Below are 17,912 nucleotides of genomic sequence, written 5' to 3' on the forward strand. Positions count from 1 at the left end.
GATCATCATGTCCTTGCTCCGCACGAACGACCCGCGATCGGTGGCTCGCCTGATCGCCGATGCCCTGGTTCTCCACGCGGACCGGGACGCCCGCGCCGCGAACCCGTACCACTGGTACCGGGTGCAGCCGTTGACCGAGTCCATCGCCAAGCTGGCCGGGGACGAGGACAGCGCACCGTGGGCGCCCGCGGCTCGCCGGCTGCTGGCGGAGCCGACGCTCCCGGAACGCCACCGTCGGCTGGTGGAGGTGCTCGAACCGATGGCCTCGCGCTTTCCCGAACGCATGGCCGAGCTGGCCGACTTGGCCTGGCAGGCGGCCCACCGCGGACGCATCGGCTACCACCTGGGGGCTGACGTGGTCTCCGGTGCGACGCGCCCTCTGTCGTCCCATCAGGCCCTGCCGGTGCCCGCTCGCCCGGCGCCGGCGGGCGCGGCCGCGCAGCTCGTGATCCCGTTCCGGGACCGCAGCGAGTCCGGGCACCGGCTGCGGAACCTGCTGGCCGGCCTGAGCAGTCTGCGGGACCAGGCACCGGTGGACGGCGGGTACACCGTGACGGTCGTGGAAGCCGACGACTCCCCCCGCTGGCAGTCGGAGATCGAGCAGGTGGCCGACGAGTACCTCTTCGCCCGGCACGAAGGCCCGTTCAACAAGGCGTGGGTCGTCAACGTCGGAGTCGTCCAGTCCGCCTCGCAGGCCGAGACCGTCTGCGTCTTCGACGCCGACCTGCTGCCGGATCGCGGCTTCGTCGCCCGGAACGTCGACCGTTTCAGGGGCCCGGGGGTGGGCGCCGTCCTTCCGTACCGCGACATGCTCTACCTGGACGACGGCTCGAGCGGGCACGCCGTCGGCGCCCGCTGCCTCGACGGCGAGGCGACCCTGGACCCGCAGGCACTGCGCGGCTTCTGGGTGCGCCGACCGGTGGGCGGCTGCGTCTGGCTCACGCGTGAGGTCTTCGACCGCATCGGGGGCATGGACGAGCGGTACGAGGGCTGGGGCGGCGAGGACGTGGACCTCGTCCTGCGGCTCCAGGCATCGACGGCGCTCTACACCTTCGACGACTTCATGGTCCATCTCCAGCATCCCGTGACGCTGCGCCGACCGGACGAGACGGCCCGCAACGATGAGATCCCCTACATGACTTGGCGGCCGACCGAGTCGATCGGACGAATCGATCGCTACTCCTTGACGCGCGATCAGGCGGCCGACCGCGCCCCCGGCCCGCAGGGAGTAAACCGTTGACACGAGCCTCCGCAGTGGTCTAGACCTACAATTCCGAAGTTGTAGGACGGGGGAGCGAGAAATGCAGCGAGTTGTCGGTTCTGTCCGTCAGAGACCGCGCGTCATCATGGCCGAGTCCTGAGATGCCCGCCGTACTGAAGGCGTTCGGCCTGGATCACGCCTCCGAGGCCGTGTATCTGGCACTGTTGCGCAGCCCTGCCCTGACCGAGTGCGAGCTGCCCGCCGAACTCGGCCTGACCGAGGGCGAGGTGACGGCCGCCTACGAGCAACTCACCCGGCTGTCCCTCCTGCGGTCCTCCTGGGAGGACCCGCTGGTGATGCGACCGGTCGTGCCGGAACTCGGGCTGAAGGCACTGCTGGCACGCAAGGAGGCCGAGCTGGCGCGGCGCCGCCACGAGATCGAGCAGTGCCAGGCCGCCATCGAGGTCGTGCTGTCGGAGGTGGCCTGCGCCCGCAGGTACACCCAGGGCGAGGACCTCGTCGGCGTGGACGCGATCCGTGACCGGCTGGTGGAACTCGGCGCCGGAACCCGGTTCCAGGTGCTCGCGTTCATTCCCGGCGGCGGGCAGAGCGAGGCGGCCCGGGAGTCGAGCCGGCCGCTCGACGAGGAGCTGCTGGGTCGCGGGGTCGACGTGCGCACGACCTTCCTGGACTCGGTGCGCAACCACCAGCCGACCACCGACTACGCGCACTGGCTCACCGAGCGCGGCGGGCAGGTCCGGACGGTCCCGGCCCTGCCCATGCGCATGATCATCGTCGACCGCAGCGTCGCCATGGTGCCGCTGGATCCCGAGCGCACCGACGCGGCCACCGTGCTGCACGGCAAGGGCGTGGTCGCCGCCATGTGCGCGCTCTTCGACCTGGTGTGGGCGGGCGCCGCGCCACTGGGCGACTCCAAGAGCCGCGACCCGCACGGCATGTCCGGCCAGCACTACGCGCTGCTGCGCATTCTCGACCAGGGCGACACCGATCTGATGGCCGCGCGCAAGCTCGGCGTCTCCGAACGCACCGTCAGGCGTCTGATCTCGGAGGTGATGGATCTCCTCGGCGCGCGCAGCCGCTTCCAGGCCGGCGCCCGCGCCGCCGATCGCGCCTGGCTACGGTGAGCGGGCCGGCGGGCTCACGGGCGGTGCCGGGCGGAGGCCGACAGGTAACCTCAGGACGCTCTTAGCGGAACCTTGAGCCCTGTCCCCGGTCATCGATCTTGCTCCGCTGGAACGCGCACTGGAGGATCGAGGCGTCGGTCTGTGAGGCGTGCGGGACGTCGCTGGGAGGGCAGTGTGCACAGACATGCTGAGCGGAGCGAGCCGCAACGGGAGACCGAAGCACCGGCTGCACACCGGAACCCTGCGCCGGCTCCCCGTAGAGCCGGCGGCTCCCCGGTGCGAGGCGACCTCCTCGCTCTGCAGCGGAGCATGGGAAACGCCGCTGTGACCTTGGCACTCCAACGGTCGCGAGCCCTCACCATCGCACGGGAGACCGAGGACGGCGAGGTCACCGCGGGCAGGGTCAAGGACACCCTCGACACCGCCGCTCAGAACGTCGCCGCGACGACTGGCCCGACCGTCGGGGCGCAGTTCACCGACCCCAGCTTCAGCACACCCGCTTCTTATGCCGGTGGCATGGCGGGCCCCTTCGGCTCGAGCATCGCGGCAGGGGTCACGCTCGCCACCGGCGTCAAGGCGATGCGGAACGCGCAGCACGGCAGGAACGCGCATCCGGAGGGCACCGCGCCGCACCGGGAGGCATCCCGGGAACTCGGCAGTGCCCGCACGGAGATCGGCCAGAGCGCCGCCGGCCTGGTCGGCAACGTGCTCAACGGGACGGGCGGAGCGTTGAGTTACGCCGGGCAGGCCACCCCGCTGTACAACGCCGTCTTCTCGGCAGGCGGCGCGGTCGGACTGCCCGCGACAGTGGTGCAGACGGGACGGTACGCCCGTAAGGCCGCCAAGGCGCATGCGCGGGTCACGGCGTTGCGGACACTGATGTCCGCGGAGGACCAGGAGCCGAGGAGGGCGTTGGAGGCCGCGGACCAGGAGGTCGCCGCATGCCGTGAACTGGTGTACGCGCTCGACGAGTTGTTCGAGTCCAAGAGTGTGACGTACCAGGCCCGCGTTCAGGAGATGAGCCGTTCGCCGATGGACCGGCCCTTGGGAACCGACCTGGACACCCTCAAGCAGGCGCGACTGGAGGTCCACGAGTTGGAGCGGAATCTCCAGGAGGCCAACGCCGGCCTCCTGGAGGCGTTGGCGAGACAGAAACAGCGGGAGGACGTCCGGGTCGCCATGGAACGCGGGCTCGGTGAGGCCGCCGCGGAGGTCGAGCAGCATCGGGCGGGCGCACCCCAGCAGATCTCGCTGCGCATGATCCAGGCATACGCGGTGCGGAAGAACGAGCGTGGCCGGATCAAGAAGATCATCACCGCGACGGGTGGGGCGCTGGGATCGGCGGGCGGCGTCGCCGCTCTCGTCACCTCGATCGCCGTCGCCGCGGGCACGGCCGCCGGCGCGAGCGTGCTGCTCGCGACCCCGGTCGGCTGGGGGCTCGCCGGCGCCGCTGCCGCCCTCGGGCTGGGCCTTGCCTCGTACAAGGCATGGAAGTACTTCGCCAGGCGCTGGGAGCAGTTGGCCGGGCCCGACGCCGATGGCAAGCCCACCCGCCCCGCTCTCGCACGACTCGGCAAGACCCTGGCTTTCTGGAAGAAGGCGGGGCCGAGCAAACGCGAGGAGTACGCCTCCGCGCTCTACGAGATGGCCAAGGGCGGACCGGACACCGACCGGGTCCGGGCAGCGGAGGCGCGGAAGACCGTCACAGCCCTCGGGCTCGACTGGGACGGACTCAGGATGAGCGACGAACCGGCGAGCGCCAAGAAGCTGATCGCCGCGAAACTCGCCTCGTAGTCGGAGATCTCAAGGGGCACCCGGCGGCCGGTCCGTGGTGAGTGCCGTGCTACGCCACTCCCGTGGCGACATGCCGTACGCGGTGCGGAAGGCGCGGCTGAAGTGGGCGGCGTTGACGAAGCCCCAGCGTTGCGCGACCGAGGACACGGTCGGGCTGACCCGCCCGCGGCGCGCGAGTTCGCGGCTGCACTCCTCCAGCCGGCGCTGCAGGATCCACCGCGTGATCGTCATCCCCTCGCCCTCGAAGAGTCGGTGCAGGTAGCGCACGGAGATGTGGTGGTGGGCGGCGACCGTCTGGGGGGAGAGGCCGGGGTCCGACAGGTGATCGTTGACGTAGCCGCGCACGCGCCGTGCCATGCCGCGACCGGCACTCCCCCCGTCGGGCGGCTCGTGTTCCGCGGCCTGCTCGCCGATCAGCGCGGCCAGCAGGTCGCTGACGGTGCCCGCCAGTTGTTCGCCCACCCGCGGGCTCCACTGCTCGGCGGTGGTGACCAGAGTGGTCAGGAAGGGCGTCAGCATGCCCGTCATCCCTGTGTCCGGGGGAAGTTCCGTCGCGGTGACGCGGTGGATCTCCGCCTCGCGCATCGCCAGGACGCGGCGGGGCAGTTGGAAGACGTGCAGGCGGAAGGGCTCGAGCTGGTCGAGGGTATAGGGACGGGCCGTGTCGTAGAGCACGAGCCCGCCAGGCGCCAGCTGGGCGGTGCGCCCGTTCTGGGCCAGCGCGCCGCGCCCGGAGCTCTGCAGTCCGACGGAGACGAACTCCCCGTCGGACTGGGCGATGTGCCGGTCGGTGCGGCTCATGCGCTGCGGGTCCGCCTCGATGGTGGAGACCTGGAGATAGCCCAGCCGGTAGGAGGTGAGCCGGCCCGAGAACGGTGTCCTGACCCGGGGTGTGACCGCTTGCGGGACGAGCGTGCGCGTGAGGGCCTTGTTCCAGTAGTCGAGCTTGTCGTCGTCCGGCAGGCCGGCCGTGGTCAGTGCGACATTCATGTGGAGCCCCTTGAGCAGGTGTTTCTTCGGGACACCATGCCAGCGGGGGCTACCTCGACACATCGCGTGAATCCGCTAGATCCGGGGTGCGGGTGCCCTCACTTGACGGACCCGCCGGCCGCGCCGGCGGCGACATGGCGCTGAGCGAGGACGAGCAGCACGGCCGCCGGGGCGGAGGCCAGCACGGCGGTGGCCATGACGGCGTTCCAGTGGTCCGTCGATGCGCCGATGTACTGGTAGATCCCCACGGTGACCGGCCGCACGGTCTGTGTGGTGGTGAGGGTGAGGGCGAAGAGGAAGTCGCTCCAGGTGAAGAGGAAGGTGAAGAGGGCGGCGGTGATCAGCGCGTTCGCGCTCATCGGGAGCACCACGGCTGTGAGGACGCGCAGTCTCCCGGCGCCGTCCACGCGCGCGGCCTCGATGATCTCGCGGGGAATGCTCCGCATGAACGACCGCATGACGATGATCGCGAAGGGGACCCCCGCGGTGGAGTCGGCGAGGATCAGCCCGAGGTAGGAGTTCAGGAGTCCCAGGTCGTTGTAGGCGCTGTAGAGCGCGTTGGCCACGACGATGCTCGGCACCATCTGCGTGATCAGGATGCCGAGCAGCACCAGGTTGCTTCCCCGGAGCGGGAACCGGGCCAGCGCGTAGGCCGCCGGGGCGGCGAGCGAGAGGCTGAGCACGACGCTGCCGAGGGCTACGACGAGGCTGGTGACGAGGTTGCCTCCCTGATCGCGCAGTGCGGTGCGGTAACCGCTGAAGTCCGGGTGGAAGGGGAACCAGTCGCCCCGCAGGAGGTTGCCCGCCGGCTGGAGGGAGGCGTTCACCATCCAGTAGACGGGGAAGAGCATCAACGCGAGCAGGACGATCCCGACGATCGTGGACGGCCAACCCCGATTGGGTGCGCGCTTCACCGGATCACCGCTCAGACGCTCGTGGCGCGACGGTTGGCGCGCAGGTAGCCGACGGCGAAGACGAGCGAGAGGACGACGAGGACGTTGCTCATCGCGGCACCGCGCCCGAATTCGAACTGCTGGAAGGAGAGTTCGTAGGACTGGGTGGCGATGGTCTCGGTGGCGTTCGCCGGTCCTCCGCCGGTCACGAGGAGGATGATGTCCAGCACTTTGACCGTGTAGACCGCGCCCAGCACCAGCACGACGCTCACCACGGGCCGCAGCAGTGGCCAGGTGACGTGGCGGAACGTCGCCACCGGTCCGGCGCCGTCCAGCTTCGCCGCCTCGTACAACTGCGTCGGGATGTTCTGCAGACCGCCGTACAGGATCGTGGTGTTGAAGGGGATGCCGACCCAGATGTTGATGAGGGTCACCGACACGAGTGCCTGCGAGGTGCCGGTGAGCCAGGGGACGCCGGACGGCAGGAGGTGCAGGTGGCGCAGCACGTCGTTGACGACTCCGCTGTCGGTGTCGAGCATCCACCGCCACGTCGTCCCGGAGGCGACCAGCGGCAGCAGCCACGGCAGCAACAGGAGCGAGCGCAGCACCCGGCCGAGCGGGAAGCTGCGCTGGAAGAACAGCGCGAGGGCCAGGCCGATGACGAACTGCCCGCAGATCGAAGCGGCGGTGAACAGGACCGTGGTCAGCAGGGCTTTGGAGAACAGGTCCGAGGAGAGGATCGTCGAGTAGTTGCGCAGCCCGACGTACGGCGCGGCGCCGGTGTAGAAGGTCGTGATCGTGTACTGCTGGAAGCTCATCACGAGGTTCTTGACGACCGGGTAGCCGAAGAACAGCAGCAGGTATGTCGCTGCGGGCGCGATGAACAGCCACGGGGACGGGTCAGGGGCTGGTCGCGATCTGCTGCGCATGCTTGAGTGCTTCCTCCGGTGTCTGCTCGCCCGTCAGCGCGGACTGGATCGCGGTGTATATCCCGGTCGCCGCTCTGGGCCAGCCGACGCCGAGTTCGCTGGTTCGGGCCCGGGCCGCTTCGACGCTGGTCACGAAGGCAGCCATCGACGGGTCCTGTTCGGCGTACTGGGCAGCCGCCGCCGAGCGGGAGGGCACGGTGAAGTGCTGCTCGGCCAGGGCGATCATGCTCGTGGAGTCGTTCAGGCAGGCGAGGACCTGGGCGGCCTTCTGCTGCCGGGCCTTGGACGCGCTCTGCGGGACCGTCCACACCTCACCGCCGAGCGGTGTGACCGGGGTCTGCCCCGCCTGCGGGACGGGGATGGTGGCCACCCCCCAGTGCAGGGTCGTCGCTTGGTTCAGGGCGGGGATCCGCCACGGGCCGTTGATCATCATGGCCGTCCGGCCGGCGACGAACTGATCGCTGACGTCGGCCTGATTCCAGTTCAGCACCGACGTCGACATGGATCCGCTCTTCACCAGGTCGACCCAGAGCTGGAGGGCCTGCGCGGCCTGCGGGGTGTCCAGTTGCTTCTCGTCCCCGCCGTTGGACCACAGGAAGGGCAGGAACTGCCAGGTGCCCTCGAAGGTGGCGTTCGCGTCCACTGCCATGCCGTAGCGCCCGGGGCGGGTCAGCTCGGCCGCCGCCGCCTTCAACTCCTGCCAGGTCCCCGGCACGGCGACACCGGCCTCGGCGAGCATGTCCTTGTTGTAGAAGAGGGCGATCGTGTTGACGTCGGGCGCCAGTCCGTACAGCTTCCCCTGGTAGGTGCTGGCCGACCGGATGCCCTCGGCGAAGCCGCTGGAGTCGATGCCGTACTGGTCCAGCGAGGTCAGCGCGCCGCTCTGGGCGATCTGCTGCAGGTCGGGGTTGTCCAGCATCAACAGGTCGGGAAGGGTCCGCGAGGACGCCTGCTGAAGGACCTTGGGGATCAGCGACGGCCCCGGCACGCTGGTCTGCTGGACCGCCACGCCGACGCTCTTGCCGCAGGCGGTGAGCGACTCGGCCCACTGGGTGTGTTCGGGTTCGTCGGTGTAGTAGTCGAGCGCGGTGATGGAGGTGACCTTGCCCGTCGCGGACCCCGCACCGGTTGGCCCACCGCACCCGGTGGCGACCAGGACCAGGGTGACGATTCCGGTCCCCAGGCGGGCGGAGATCCGCCGCGCCAGTGGTCTGGCTGGTGAGGTCATGGTGGTGCCTTTGCCGGGTGTCGTGGGTGGCCGGGGTGTCGGTGGAGGTGAAGAGAGGGGCATCCAAGATCACCCGTTGGCGACTCGATCAGCCTAGGCCTGCGGGCAACGGCCGGGCGTCCCGGGGTCGCCTCCGTGGCGGGCGCCGGTCAGGCCCGCTCAGTCGTCGGGCAAGGCCGTGACCAGGTTGGCAAGCTGCACCCGGGAGTTGATCGACAGCTTGCGGAAGACCGAGGTCAGGTGGGTGTTGACCGTGTGCGGCGAGACGATGAGCAGGTCGGCGGCCGACCGGTTGGTGCGGCCCGCGGCGATGAGGCGGGCGACCTTCTTCTCCGAGGCCGTGAGCGCCGCCCAACCCTGGACGGGGCGCGGTACGACCGCCGCCCGCTGGCTGCCGGCTCCCGCACCGTCCAGCTCGCGCTGCACGCGTGCCGCCGCGGCGTGGGCGCCCGATCCGGCGAACGTGCCTTGGGCGTGTGTCAGGGCCGCCACTGCCTGAGGCTTCCGGCCTGCTGCCAGGAGTGCCCGCCCGAGATCGGCATAGGCGGCGGCCCGGACCAGCGGGCGCGGGCCGGGCTTGAGCAGGGTCACGGAGTGTTCCAGCATGGCGAGATCGTCGTTCACGAGCCCGGCGGCCTGCGCCGCGATGCCCGCGGCGGTGGGCACGGCCGGGTTGCGTTCGGCGTAGGCGGCGGCCTGCGCGGCCAGGTCCTCGGCGAGCTCGCGGTCGGCGCCTCGCAGGGCCATGCGGATCGCGGCATCGATCTGCTCGCGAAGCAGTCGCCAGCGCATGAAGGGACCTTCCTGCTGCACCTGCCGAATCCTGTCGACGGCGAGCCCGATGTCCCCGTCGGCCTCGGCGTGGACCGCTTCCAGGAAGCGCACCGCGGCCCTGTTGCCCGGGTTCGGTCTGGTCGCCAGTCTGGTCCGCGCCGTGGCCAGGTGCTGCCGCGCCGCTTCCCGATCGCCGCGCAGCAGGGCGATCTGGGAGCGGATCACGGCTGAGTTCACCTGCTTGACGGGTACCCGCACGTCGTCTTCCAGGCGCTCCATCGTCACGAAGTCGGCGTCGGCGTCGGCGAGCCTGCCGAGCGCCAGGTCGTGCTGGCCCTGTCCCCACAACAGCATGGCCTGACGGGGCGACCCGGCCTGGTCCGCCGCCCGCAGGAGCAGTCGTTCGCTGGCCTCGAAGTCGTCCAGGTGCTGGTGCGCGACGATCTCTTCGGGCAGGAAAGCCGAGTCGACGGCACTGAGCGCGGCGAACTGCTCCAGTGCCACGGCGTTCTCACCCGCGTTCAGCGCGATCTCGCCGAGCGCGCACAGCGACAGCACGTGCGCCTCCCGGTCACCGCTCGCGGTGGCGGCGCGCAGCGCGCTCTCGCCGGCCGCACGCGCCGCGAGGAGATCATCGTCGCGGGAGAGCGCCAGCGCGCGCAGGGCCGCCAGCCTCGCCCCGACCTCCGGGGCGGCGCCGCCGACGGCGAGGGCCGCTTCGGCCCGGCGGCGCAACTCGCCGGCGAGATCCATGTTCCACAGCGTCCCGCCGAGGGCGGCCTGCAGCCGGCTGAACGCCTCCAGCGGCGGTCGGCAGTCCAGCAGCCGGTCGCCGGTTGCCAGCGCCTCTCGGTTCCGGCCGGCCCGGGTCAGGCAGACGATCGCCTGCTCACCCACGACGAACCTCAACGGCCGTGCTGACGGCACCAGTTCCAGGGCTCGCGTGGTCAGGTCGGCCGCGAGACCCGGTGCGAGGGGCAGCACGTCGTCGGCGGCTCGCCGCAGCAGCGCCACCGCTTCCTCGTCACCGGGCAGGGCGCCTTCGAGGATGTGCGGCACCGCGTCGATCGGCCGGCGGCCCGCGGCGAGCAGGTGGTTGGCGGCCTCTCGGTGCAGTGCCTTCCGGGCGGAGGGCGGGATGTCGAGGTAGACGGCCTGGCGCAGCAGATCATGCCGGAAGACCAGCTGATCGCCGTCGTCGTCCAGGAGTCCGACCCGCACCGCCTCCTCGAGCGCCGCGATCAGCGTGCTGGACGGCCGGCCACAGAGCGCGCCGGCGTCGTGGAAGCCGAACCTGCGTCCCAGCACCGCTCCCATCCGCAGCAAGCGCAGCGTGCTGGGCTGCAGGGAGCTGAGCCGGCCGCGCACACCCACCACGAGCCCCGGGGGCACGAGTTCAGCGGAGCCTTCGGCGGTCCGCAGTCCCGCGAGCATCTCGACCGCCAGGAACGGATTCCCGCCGGCTCCGCCGAGCAGGTCCCGCACCCGCTCGTCGACGGCCGCACCCAGTGTGTCGTCGGCCAGTTGGCCGATGGCCGCGCCGGACAGCGGCCCCAGCGGCACGGTGAGCGTCGCCAGCGTGGCCCGCGCGGCCGCGACGATCTCTTCCGCCGGCCCGGCGGGCTCCGGTCGCCCGGCCAGGATCCACAGCACCGGCGAGGTCCACAGGCGGGTCGGCAACTGCTTCAGGGCGAACCGGCTCAGCGGGTCGGCCCACTGCACGTCGTCCAGGGCGATCAGCACCGGCACACTGCCGGCTCTGGCTTCGATCGCCTCCGCTATGCGCTCCACCAGCCAGATCCGCTGATCGTGATGGCGCGCGAGATCGGCGAAGGCATCGCCGGAGAGCAGCGGTTGATCGCCGTGCAGGACGCAGGCCGCGAGCGACGAGAGCGGCACAAGGCGATGCAGCTCGTCGGCCTTGCCGAGACCGACCGAGAATCCCGCTGCCCTGGCCCCGGTGACGGCCTCGGCGAGCAGCGTGCTCTTTCCGATCCCCGGCTCCCCCTGGAGCAGGGCCAGTCCCCCGCTTCCGGTGCGGGCCACCTTGGCGATCAGCGCCCGCAGCTCTTCGAGTTCCAGCTCTCGGCCGCGCAGACCGCGACGGGACAGCGATCCGCTCGACCCCGCCACTCACGCGCCCTTCCTGCCCACACTCCGGGCGCGAACGACGCGCCGGATGTGCCCATTATCCAAGGAACGGCAGCTCAGGATGGTCCATGGGGCGGGTGACTCCGGCCACACCACCGGCAGCAGCGATTCGTCAGAGCGTCTGTCGCATCACTCATTCGAACCGGGTCGGCGGCGAGAGCCGACCGTCGGCGAGGGCCTGAAGGCTTGCGCGGGCCTCGTCCACCAGGGCTGCGGGGATCCGGCCTGCCAGCGTGAGCACGGTGCGGTACTCGGTGGCGGCCTCGGCGTCCGCACCGAGGTGGGCCAGCGCATGGGCGAGGTGGAGGTGGAGCTGGCCTTCGCGGCGGTGATAGCCACGGGCCTCGAGCTGCCCGCGGATGGACCGCAGGGTGTCGACCGCCTCCGCCCAGTGCCCGAGGTCGAGATGGACGAACGACACGTGGAAGGTGGCGATCAGGCCGGTGATCTCCCGGACGTTCGGCGGGATGCGGTCGCGGTTGCGCGGGTCGGCGTAAGCGTCCATGACCTCCTGGTAGGCCTTGATGGCTTCCTGCATGCGACCGGCCTCCTGCAGCAACTTGATGCTCACGTTGCAGGCCGGGAGGTATCCGGTGATGTCATCGGCCTGGACGAACAGGTCCATGGCCCGGCGACAGCTGTCGGCTGCGGCGGACGCGTCGCCGACCGCGTGTTGCATGACGCTCAGTCGCACGTGCGCCCTGGCTTGCTGGACGAGGTCTCCGCAGGCCTCGGCGAGCGCGAGCGCGCAGGTGGCGGCGGTGATCGCGTCGTCATGGCGGTTCTCGCAGACCCAGTAGGCCCACGCGAGGTCGTTGCGGTGGCTGGCCTCCCTGACGGCATCGCCGAGAGCCGCCGCGGCCCGGGCCGCGTGTTCGAAGATCTCGACCCAGTGGCCCCAGGACACCCAGTCGTCGGAGATCAGGCGCATGGCTCCCGAGACCGCGTCGACCCTGGCGTGCTCACCGCCCTCGGCGGCCTCGCGGAAGGCCGCCAACCAGTTGTCGCTCTCCGCCTTGATCCACTGCAGGGCCTGCGCACGGTCCTCCAGCACGAGCAGCCCGCGGGGGTCCGGTACCGGCGCACCGTGGTCCGGCCCGTACCCGCGACCGGCGACGACGACCGTGTCGAGCAGCCAGGACCGCAGGCCGAAACGGGCGGCCGCCGACTCCTGCTCGCCGTCCACCAGGCGGTGCTGGGACCTGGCGTACAGGCGCAGCAGATCGTGGAAGCGGTAGCGGTCCTGACGGTAGGTCATCAACAGACCGGCCTCCAGCAGTTCCTCCAGGACGTCCTCCGCCACGGGCAGGGACACGCCCGCGAGCACGGCCGCCAGCGGGGCGCTGAAGTCCGCTCCCGGCACCAGCGACAGCAGCCGGAACAGCCGGGCCGCCCCGGGAGCCAGACGCGAGTAGGACAGCGAGAAGGCCGAGTTGACCCGCAGGTCACCGGCGCTGAGCGAGTCCAGCCGGCGATCCTCGTCGGTGAGCCGGGTGGCGAGCCGCTGCAGGCTCCAGTTCGTCCGGGTGGCGGCCCAGTTCGCGGCCACCCGCAGGGCCAGCGGAAGGTGCCCGCAGGACTCGGTCACCGAGCGTGCGGCCTCGGGCTCCGCGTCCACCCGCCCTGCGCCGACGACGGCGCGCAGCAACGAGGTGGACTCCTGCTGGGTCAGGGCGCCCAGCTCCACGCGCTGCACTCCCTCCAGGCCGGCGAGGGTGCGACGGCTGGTCACCACCACCAGCAGACTCCCCTCGCGCGGCAGCAGCGGCCTGACCTGGGACTCGCTACCGGCATCGTCCAGCACGAGGATCCCCCGGAGCCCGGCCGCGGTCGCGTGGTAGCGCGCGAGACGCTCCTGCGGGCTCAGCCGCACCAACTCGAGCTCATCGGCGCCCCAGGCGCCCAGCAGGCGCAGCGCCGCTTCCTGGGCCGACAGCGGCTGCGCGTCCAGGCCCCGCATGTCCAGCAGGAACGCCCCGTCCGCCAGCCCTGGCGCCAGCTCCTCGGCCAGCCGGACCGCCAGGGTGCTCTTGCCGCTGCCGGGCGCGCCGAACACCACGGCCACCGGCGGCGCCGGAGCATCCCATCCGCTGCCCGGCCTCGCGCCGTCCTCGGCGGGTCGCTGCGCAAGAGCCCGCAGCACCGCCAGCTCCGCGTGCCGCCCGACGAAGTCCCGGACACCTCTGGGCAACGTGTAGGGCGACGCCTTGACGGCGGCGACCGGCTCCGCGCCCGGACGGCCGGCGCGGGCGACCGACAGCAGTTCGGCATGCGCCGCTTCGTCCAACCGCAGACCCTGGACGAGCGCGGTGACCGTGCCACGACGCGGGCGCAGGCTCCGCCCCCGCTCCATGTCGCCGATCGCGCGCCCCGACACACCCGACGCTTCGGCCAGTTCCTCGATCGTCAGACCACGGTCCTGCCGGAGCTCGCGCAGCAGCCGGCCGAACGGCGTCCCGCTCCGGCTCTCCATCGCACTCCTGACTGACTGTCCGTCCACCACGACGGCTCGCTCCAGTGCTCCTTGGTCACCGGTCAGGCCGACCGTAGCGAGTTCCGCGGGTGCGCCCTTCGCCGTCGACGCACCGGTTCTTGCCTGTGCGCGCACAGCGAGCCGGGCAGGCCGATTCCCGGGCGCTCACGGAGCACCGGACGTGCACGCGCCGGGCACTTCGCCGCGGCATCCCGTCCTAGCGTGACGGCGTTCCGCGAAGGGCTCGAGACCGAGGAGGCCACCTCATGCCCAAGCCGTACAAGCCACTGTTGCAGCAGTGGGCCTGGCAGCAGTCAGCTGCCTGCCGCGGCATGAATGCCGTGGACTTCTACTCACCTCACGGTGAGCGCCGCAAGGCCCGCCGCGAGCGTGAGGCCCGGGCCCGGCGGGTGTGCGCAAGCTGCCCGGTGCTCGAAACCTGTGCGCAGTTCGCCCTGCACGCCGGGGAGCCGTACGGCGTCTGGGGTGGACTCAGCGAGGGTGAGCGCCGCGAGTTGACCAGAAGGGCCTGCCACGCACCCTCCGGCAGTACCGGGAGGGGACAGGGGACGGCACCTGGAATCAACACGGCGCGGCCCGGCGGCGGTTAGCTCCCAACAGACCGACAACTCGACGCCCGATACGCACGTTCCGCCTTCTACCTCTAGCAACGGAGATCTTCTGATGTACACACCCCGCACCGGCCGCAGAGCCGCACTCGCGCTGGCCGCCGTCCCGCTCGTCCTGGTGCTCGCCGCCCCGGCGGCCCAGTCGGCGCCGAACTCCGCGGCCCAGCACCCTCAGGTGGTGCTGGAGCCCGACGCCCAGGCTTTCGCCGACGCCGCCGCCAAGAACCCGCCCATCTACACGCTGTCGTACGCGAACGCACGCAAGGCCCTCGACGGCGTCCAGTCGGGACCGGTCCCGCTGCAGCCGGCCGACATCTCGCACCGCACCTTGAACGTCGGGCCGACGGGCCAGGTGACCATCCGGATCGTCCGCCCCCAGGGCGTCCAGGGCAAGCTTCCGGTGGTGATGTACTTCCACGGCGGCGGCTGGGTCCTGGGCGACGAGGGCACGCACGACCGCCTGGTCCGCGAGATCGCCAACGGGGCACACGCCGCGGTGATCTTCGTCGACTACACGCCCTCCCCCGAGGCGCAGTTCCCGGTGCCCATCGAGCAGGCGTACGCCGCCACCACGTGGGTCGCCGAGCACGGCAGCGAGATCAACGTCGACGGCTCCAGGATCGCGGTGGCCGGCGACAGCGTGGGCGGCGACATGACCGCCGCGGTCACGCTGATGGCCAAGCAGCAGAACGGTCCGAAGCTGGCGGGCCAGCTGCTCTTCTACCCCGTCACCAACGCCGCCTTCGACGACTCCTCCTACAACCAGTTCGCCGACGGACCCTGGCTCACCCGCAAGTCGATGCAGTGGTTCTGGAACGCCTACGCCCCGAACAAGGCGGACCGCAGCAACATCCTGGCGTCGCCGCTGCGTGCCGACCTGACCCAGCTCAAGGGCCTGCCGAAGGCACTGGTCATCACGGACGAGGCGGACGTGCTGCGCGACGAGGGCGAGGCCTACGCGGCCAAGCTGCGGGCGGCCGGCGACGACGTCACCGCCGTCCGCTACGAGGGCGTCATCCACGACTTCGCGATGCTCAACGCGCTCAGGAACACCAACGCCGCCCAGGCCGCCGTCGCGCAGGCCGACGCGTTCCTCTACACGACGCTGCACGGCTGACCGTTCCCGCCACGACGACGGAAGCCCGTTGGGGCCGGGGATGTTGATCCCTGGCCCCGACGCGATTGACCACAACGACATTCAGCACAGAGGGTGATGACACGTGCAGTTCGGAATATTCAGCGTCGGAGATGTGACCCCCGACCCCACCAGCGGGCGAACGCCGAGCGAGCACGAGCGGATCAAGGCCATCGTCGCCATCGCGCTCAAGGCGGAGGAGGTCGGCCTGGACGTCTTCGCCACCGGCGAGCACCACAACCCGCCGTTCGTGACGTCCTCGCCCACCACCATGCTCGGCTGGATCGCCGCCCGCACCGAGCGGATCATCCTCTCCACTTCCACCACGCTGATCACCACCAACGACCCGGTGAAGATCGCCGAGGACTACGCGATGCTCCAGCATCTCGCCGACGGCCGGGTGGACCTGATGATGGGTCGCGGCAACACCGGCCCGGTCTACCCGTGGTTCGGCCAGGACATCCGCCAGGGCCTGCCGCTCGCGATCGAGAACTACGCGCTGCTGCACGAGCTCTGGCGCGAGGAGACGGTGGACTGGTCGGGCCGCTTCCGCACCCCGTTGCAGTCCTTCACCTCGACGCCGCGCCCGCTGGACGGCGTGCCGCCGTTCGTCTGGCACGGGTCGATCCGCTCGCCCGAGATCGCCGAGCAGGCCGCGTACTACGGTGACGGCTTCTTCGCCAACCACATCTTCTGGCCCAAGGAGCACTTCCAGAAGCTGATCAACCTCTACCGCGAGCGCTACGCCCACTACGGCCACGGCACCCCCGAGCAGGCGATCGTCGGCCTCGGCGGGCAGGTGTTCATGCGCCGCAACTCCCAGGACGCGGTGCGCGAGTTCCGCCCGTACTTCGACAACGCGCCGGTGTACGGGCACGGACCCTCGCTGGAGGAGTTCACCGAGCAGACCCCGCTGACCGTCGGCAGCCCGCAGGAGGTCATCGAGAAGACGCTGACCTTCCGGGAGACCTTCGGCGACTACCAGCGCCAGCTCTTCCTGATGGACCACGCCGGACTGCCGCTGAAGACCGTCCTGGAGCAGCTCGACCTGCTCGGCGAGGAGGTCGTCCCGGTGCTGCGCAAGGAGTTCGCCACCGGCCGGCCGGCCAGGGTCCCCGACGGCCCCACTCACGCCGCCCGGGTCGCCGAGGCCACCGAGGTCCTGGAGGTGGCCAAGTGAGCGACGGCGCCCTGCACTTGGCGGTGGTCGCGGCCGGGCTCTCGGTCCCGTCGTCGACCCGGCTGCTGGCCGACCGGATCACCGACGCCACCATACGTCAACTGCGCTACGGCGGACGGGAGGTCGACCTCCAGGTGATCGAACTGCGCGACCTGGCACGGGAGATCGCCGACAATCTGGTCACCGGCTTCCCGCCGCCCGCGCTGCGCGCGGCGATCGAGGCGGTCACCGCGGCGGACGGGCTGATCGCCGTGACGCCGATCTTCAGTGCGTCGTACAGCGGCCTCTTCAAGTCCTTCGTGGACGTGATCGACAAGGACGCGCTCACCGGCGCTCCGGTGCTCGTCGCCGCCACCGGTGGAACCGCCCGGCATTCGCTGGCCCTGGAGCACGCCATGCGACCGCTCTTCGCCTATCTGCGGGCCGTGGTGGCGCCCACCGCCGTCTACGCGGCCTCCGAGGACTGGGGCTCGACCGGTGACGCCAGCGGCGGCCTGGCCGCCCGGATCGCCCGCGCGGCAGGCGAGTTGGCCGATCTGATGACGGGCCGGCCGGTGCCCGCGCGCGCCACGGCCGAGACCGTCGTCCCGTTCGAGGAGCAGTTGGCGGCGCTCGCCGTCGGTCGCCGGTGATCGCGCGACCGCTTGCCGCCCCGACCTGGTGACGGTGCGCCCAGGGGCAACGGTCGGTGCACTCCAGGCCCATACCCGCAGTTCAGGTGCCCCTAGCTTGGCTCGAGTCGATGTTCCGCTGAAACCCCGCTACCCCCCCAAGGAGTTCCCATGACCAGTTCCGACCACCCCACCGTCAGCGGCAGCAGCCAGCCGCTGCTGCACCAGAAGGGCGAGGAGATCCAGGAGTTCGGCACCGTCAACCAGGTGCCGCTCGGTCTCTCCTACGACGCCCGCCTGTACGCCTGCCAGCGGCTCAACCGGGTACTGGCGGACACCAGCATCCTCTACACGCTCTACAAGAAGCACCACTGGCTGATGCGCGGAGCGACCTTCTACCAGCTGCACCTGCTGCTGGACAAGCACGCGGACGAGCAGCTGGCGCTGGTGGACGCGCTCGCCGAGCGGGTGCAGGCCCTGGGTGGCGTGGCGGTCGGCGACCCGCGGCACGTCGCGGAGATCACCTCGATCCCGCGTCCGCCGGACGGCGTCGAGGAGGTGCCGGCGATGCTGTCACGGCTGCTGGCGGCGCACGAGGCGATCCTGATCGACGCCCGCGATGCCGCCCGCCGGGTGGCGGAGCTCGGCGACGACGGGACGAACGACCTGCTGGTCTCCCAGGTCGTGCGCACCGGCGAGGCGCAGGTGTGGTTCCTGGCCGAGCACCTGGTGGACGTCCCGCTGGTGCGGCTGTGACCTGCCGGTTCCACCCGCACCCC

14 protein-coding genes are annotated in these 17,912 nt (G+C 71.0%); 8 read left to right on the forward strand and 6 right to left on the reverse strand.

Features of this window, described 5'->3' with window-relative positions:
• Positions 1-7 precede the first annotated feature (7 nt).
• The 3 genes from ABH937_RS24740 (at position 8) to ABH937_RS24750 (ending at position 4,140) form a co-directional block, all read left to right on the forward strand.
• On the forward strand, positions 8-1,240 hold the full coding sequence (locus tag ABH937_RS24740) for a galactosyltransferase-related protein (RefSeq protein ID WP_370219497.1): 1,233 nt from the start codon (positions 8-10) through the stop codon (positions 1,238-1,240).
• A gap of 122 nt (positions 1,241-1,362) precedes the next feature.
• Complete coding sequence (locus ABH937_RS24745) at positions 1,363-2,346, forward strand: helix-turn-helix transcriptional regulator (RefSeq protein WP_370219498.1); 984 nt, start codon at positions 1,363-1,365, stop codon at positions 2,344-2,346.
• Positions 2,347-2,670: 324 nt separating this feature from the next.
• Positions 2,671-4,140 carry a hypothetical protein gene (locus ABH937_RS24750; protein ID WP_370219499.1) on the forward strand — a complete coding sequence of 490 codons (1,470 nt, stop codon included), beginning with the start codon at positions 2,671-2,673 and terminating at the stop codon, positions 4,138-4,140.
• A 9-nt stretch (positions 4,141-4,149) separates the two neighbouring features.
• Here the strand turns inward: ABH937_RS24750 and ABH937_RS24755 are convergent, their stop codons facing one another.
• The 6 genes from ABH937_RS24755 to ABH937_RS24780 form a co-directional block, all read right to left on the reverse strand.
• Positions 4,150-5,130 carry a helix-turn-helix domain-containing protein gene (locus tag ABH937_RS24755; protein ID WP_370219500.1) on the reverse strand — a complete coding sequence of 327 codons (981 nt, stop codon included), beginning with the start codon at positions 5,128-5,130 and terminating at the stop codon, positions 4,150-4,152.
• A 98-nt stretch (positions 5,131-5,228) separates the two neighbouring features.
• A complete protein-coding gene (locus tag ABH937_RS24760; RefSeq protein WP_370219501.1) occupies positions 5,229-6,044 on the reverse strand; it encodes a carbohydrate ABC transporter permease in 816 nt (271 codons plus the stop codon).
• Between the two features lie 11 nt (positions 6,045-6,055).
• Positions 6,056-6,952, reverse strand: a complete 897-nt coding sequence (locus tag ABH937_RS24765) for a carbohydrate ABC transporter permease (RefSeq protein WP_370219502.1) — start codon at positions 6,950-6,952, stop codon at positions 6,056-6,058.
• Positions 6,924-8,180, reverse strand: a complete 1,257-nt coding sequence (locus ABH937_RS24770; protein ID WP_370219503.1) for an extracellular solute-binding protein — start codon at positions 8,178-8,180, stop codon at positions 6,924-6,926. Before ABH937_RS24770 ends, ABH937_RS24765 begins: the two co-directional genes overlap by 29 nt.
• A gap of 159 nt (positions 8,181-8,339) precedes the next feature.
• A complete protein-coding gene (locus ABH937_RS24775; protein WP_370219504.1) occupies positions 8,340-11,087 on the reverse strand; it encodes a helix-turn-helix transcriptional regulator in 2,748 nt (915 codons plus the stop codon).
• Between the two features lie 151 nt (positions 11,088-11,238).
• Positions 11,239-13,578 carry a helix-turn-helix domain-containing protein gene (locus ABH937_RS24780; protein WP_370219505.1) on the reverse strand — a complete coding sequence of 780 codons (2,340 nt, stop codon included), beginning with the start codon at positions 13,576-13,578 and terminating at the stop codon, positions 11,239-11,241.
• A 266-nt stretch (positions 13,579-13,844) separates the two neighbouring features.
• Between ABH937_RS24780 and ABH937_RS24785 the strand changes: the two genes are divergently transcribed.
• The 5 genes from ABH937_RS24785 (at position 13,845) to ABH937_RS24805 (ending at position 17,889) form a co-directional block, all read left to right on the forward strand.
• A complete protein-coding gene (locus ABH937_RS24785; protein WP_280689501.1) occupies positions 13,845-14,189 on the forward strand; it encodes a WhiB family transcriptional regulator in 345 nt (114 codons plus the stop codon).
• Positions 14,190-14,262: 73 nt separating this feature from the next.
• Entirely contained in the window at positions 14,263-15,324 is a 1,062-nt protein-coding gene (locus ABH937_RS24790) for an alpha/beta hydrolase (RefSeq protein WP_370219506.1), read from the forward strand.
• 103 nt (positions 15,325-15,427) lie between these two features.
• Entirely contained in the window at positions 15,428-16,522 is a 1,095-nt protein-coding gene (locus tag ABH937_RS24795; protein WP_370219507.1) for an LLM class flavin-dependent oxidoreductase, read from the forward strand.
• A complete protein-coding gene (locus ABH937_RS24800; protein WP_370219508.1) occupies positions 16,519-17,154 on the forward strand; it encodes an FMN reductase in 636 nt (211 codons plus the stop codon). The genes ABH937_RS24795 and ABH937_RS24800 overlap by 4 nt, the downstream gene beginning before the upstream one ends.
• A 150-nt stretch (positions 17,155-17,304) precedes the next feature.
• Positions 17,305-17,889, forward strand: a complete 585-nt coding sequence (locus tag ABH937_RS24805; protein ID WP_370219509.1) for a Dps family protein — start codon at positions 17,305-17,307, stop codon at positions 17,887-17,889.
• The last annotated feature ends 23 nt before the right edge of the window (positions 17,890-17,912 follow it).

The organism is Kitasatospora sp. GAS1066B (assembly GCF_041262605.1).
In the GTDB taxonomy this organism is placed as follows: Bacteria; Actinomycetota; Actinomycetes; order Streptomycetales; family Streptomycetaceae; genus Kitasatospora.

What these genes read in the sequence shown, in the direction of transcription:
- ABH937_RS24740 (WP_370219497.1), top strand. Translation starts at nt 8, where the DNA reads ATGTCCTTGCTCCGCACGAACGACCCGCGATCGGTGGCTCGCCTGATC.
- ABH937_RS24745 (WP_370219498.1), top strand. Translation starts at nt 1,363, where the DNA reads ATGCCCGCCGTACTGAAGGCGTTCGGCCTGGATCACGCCTCCGAGGCC.
- ABH937_RS24755 (WP_370219500.1), bottom strand. Translation starts at nt 5,130, where the DNA reads ATGAATGTCGCACTGACCACGGCCGGCCTGCCGGACGACGACAAGCTC.
- ABH937_RS24765 (WP_370219502.1), bottom strand. Translation starts at nt 6,952, where the DNA reads ATGCGCAGCAGATCGCGACCAGCCCCTGACCCGTCCCCGTGGCTGTTC.
- ABH937_RS24770 (WP_370219503.1), bottom strand. Translation starts at nt 8,180, where the DNA reads ATGACCTCACCAGCCAGACCACTGGCGCGGCGGATCTCCGCCCGCCTG.
- ABH937_RS24780 (WP_370219505.1), bottom strand. Translation starts at nt 13,578, where the DNA reads ATGGAGAGCCGGAGCGGGACGCCGTTCGGCCGGCTGCTGCGCGAGCTC.
- ABH937_RS24785 (WP_280689501.1), top strand. Translation starts at nt 13,845, where the DNA reads ATGCCCAAGCCGTACAAGCCACTGTTGCAGCAGTGGGCCTGGCAGCAG.
- ABH937_RS24790 (WP_370219506.1), top strand. Translation starts at nt 14,263, where the DNA reads ATGTACACACCCCGCACCGGCCGCAGAGCCGCACTCGCGCTGGCCGCC.
- ABH937_RS24805 (WP_370219509.1), top strand. Translation starts at nt 17,305, where the DNA reads ATGACCAGTTCCGACCACCCCACCGTCAGCGGCAGCAGCCAGCCGCTG.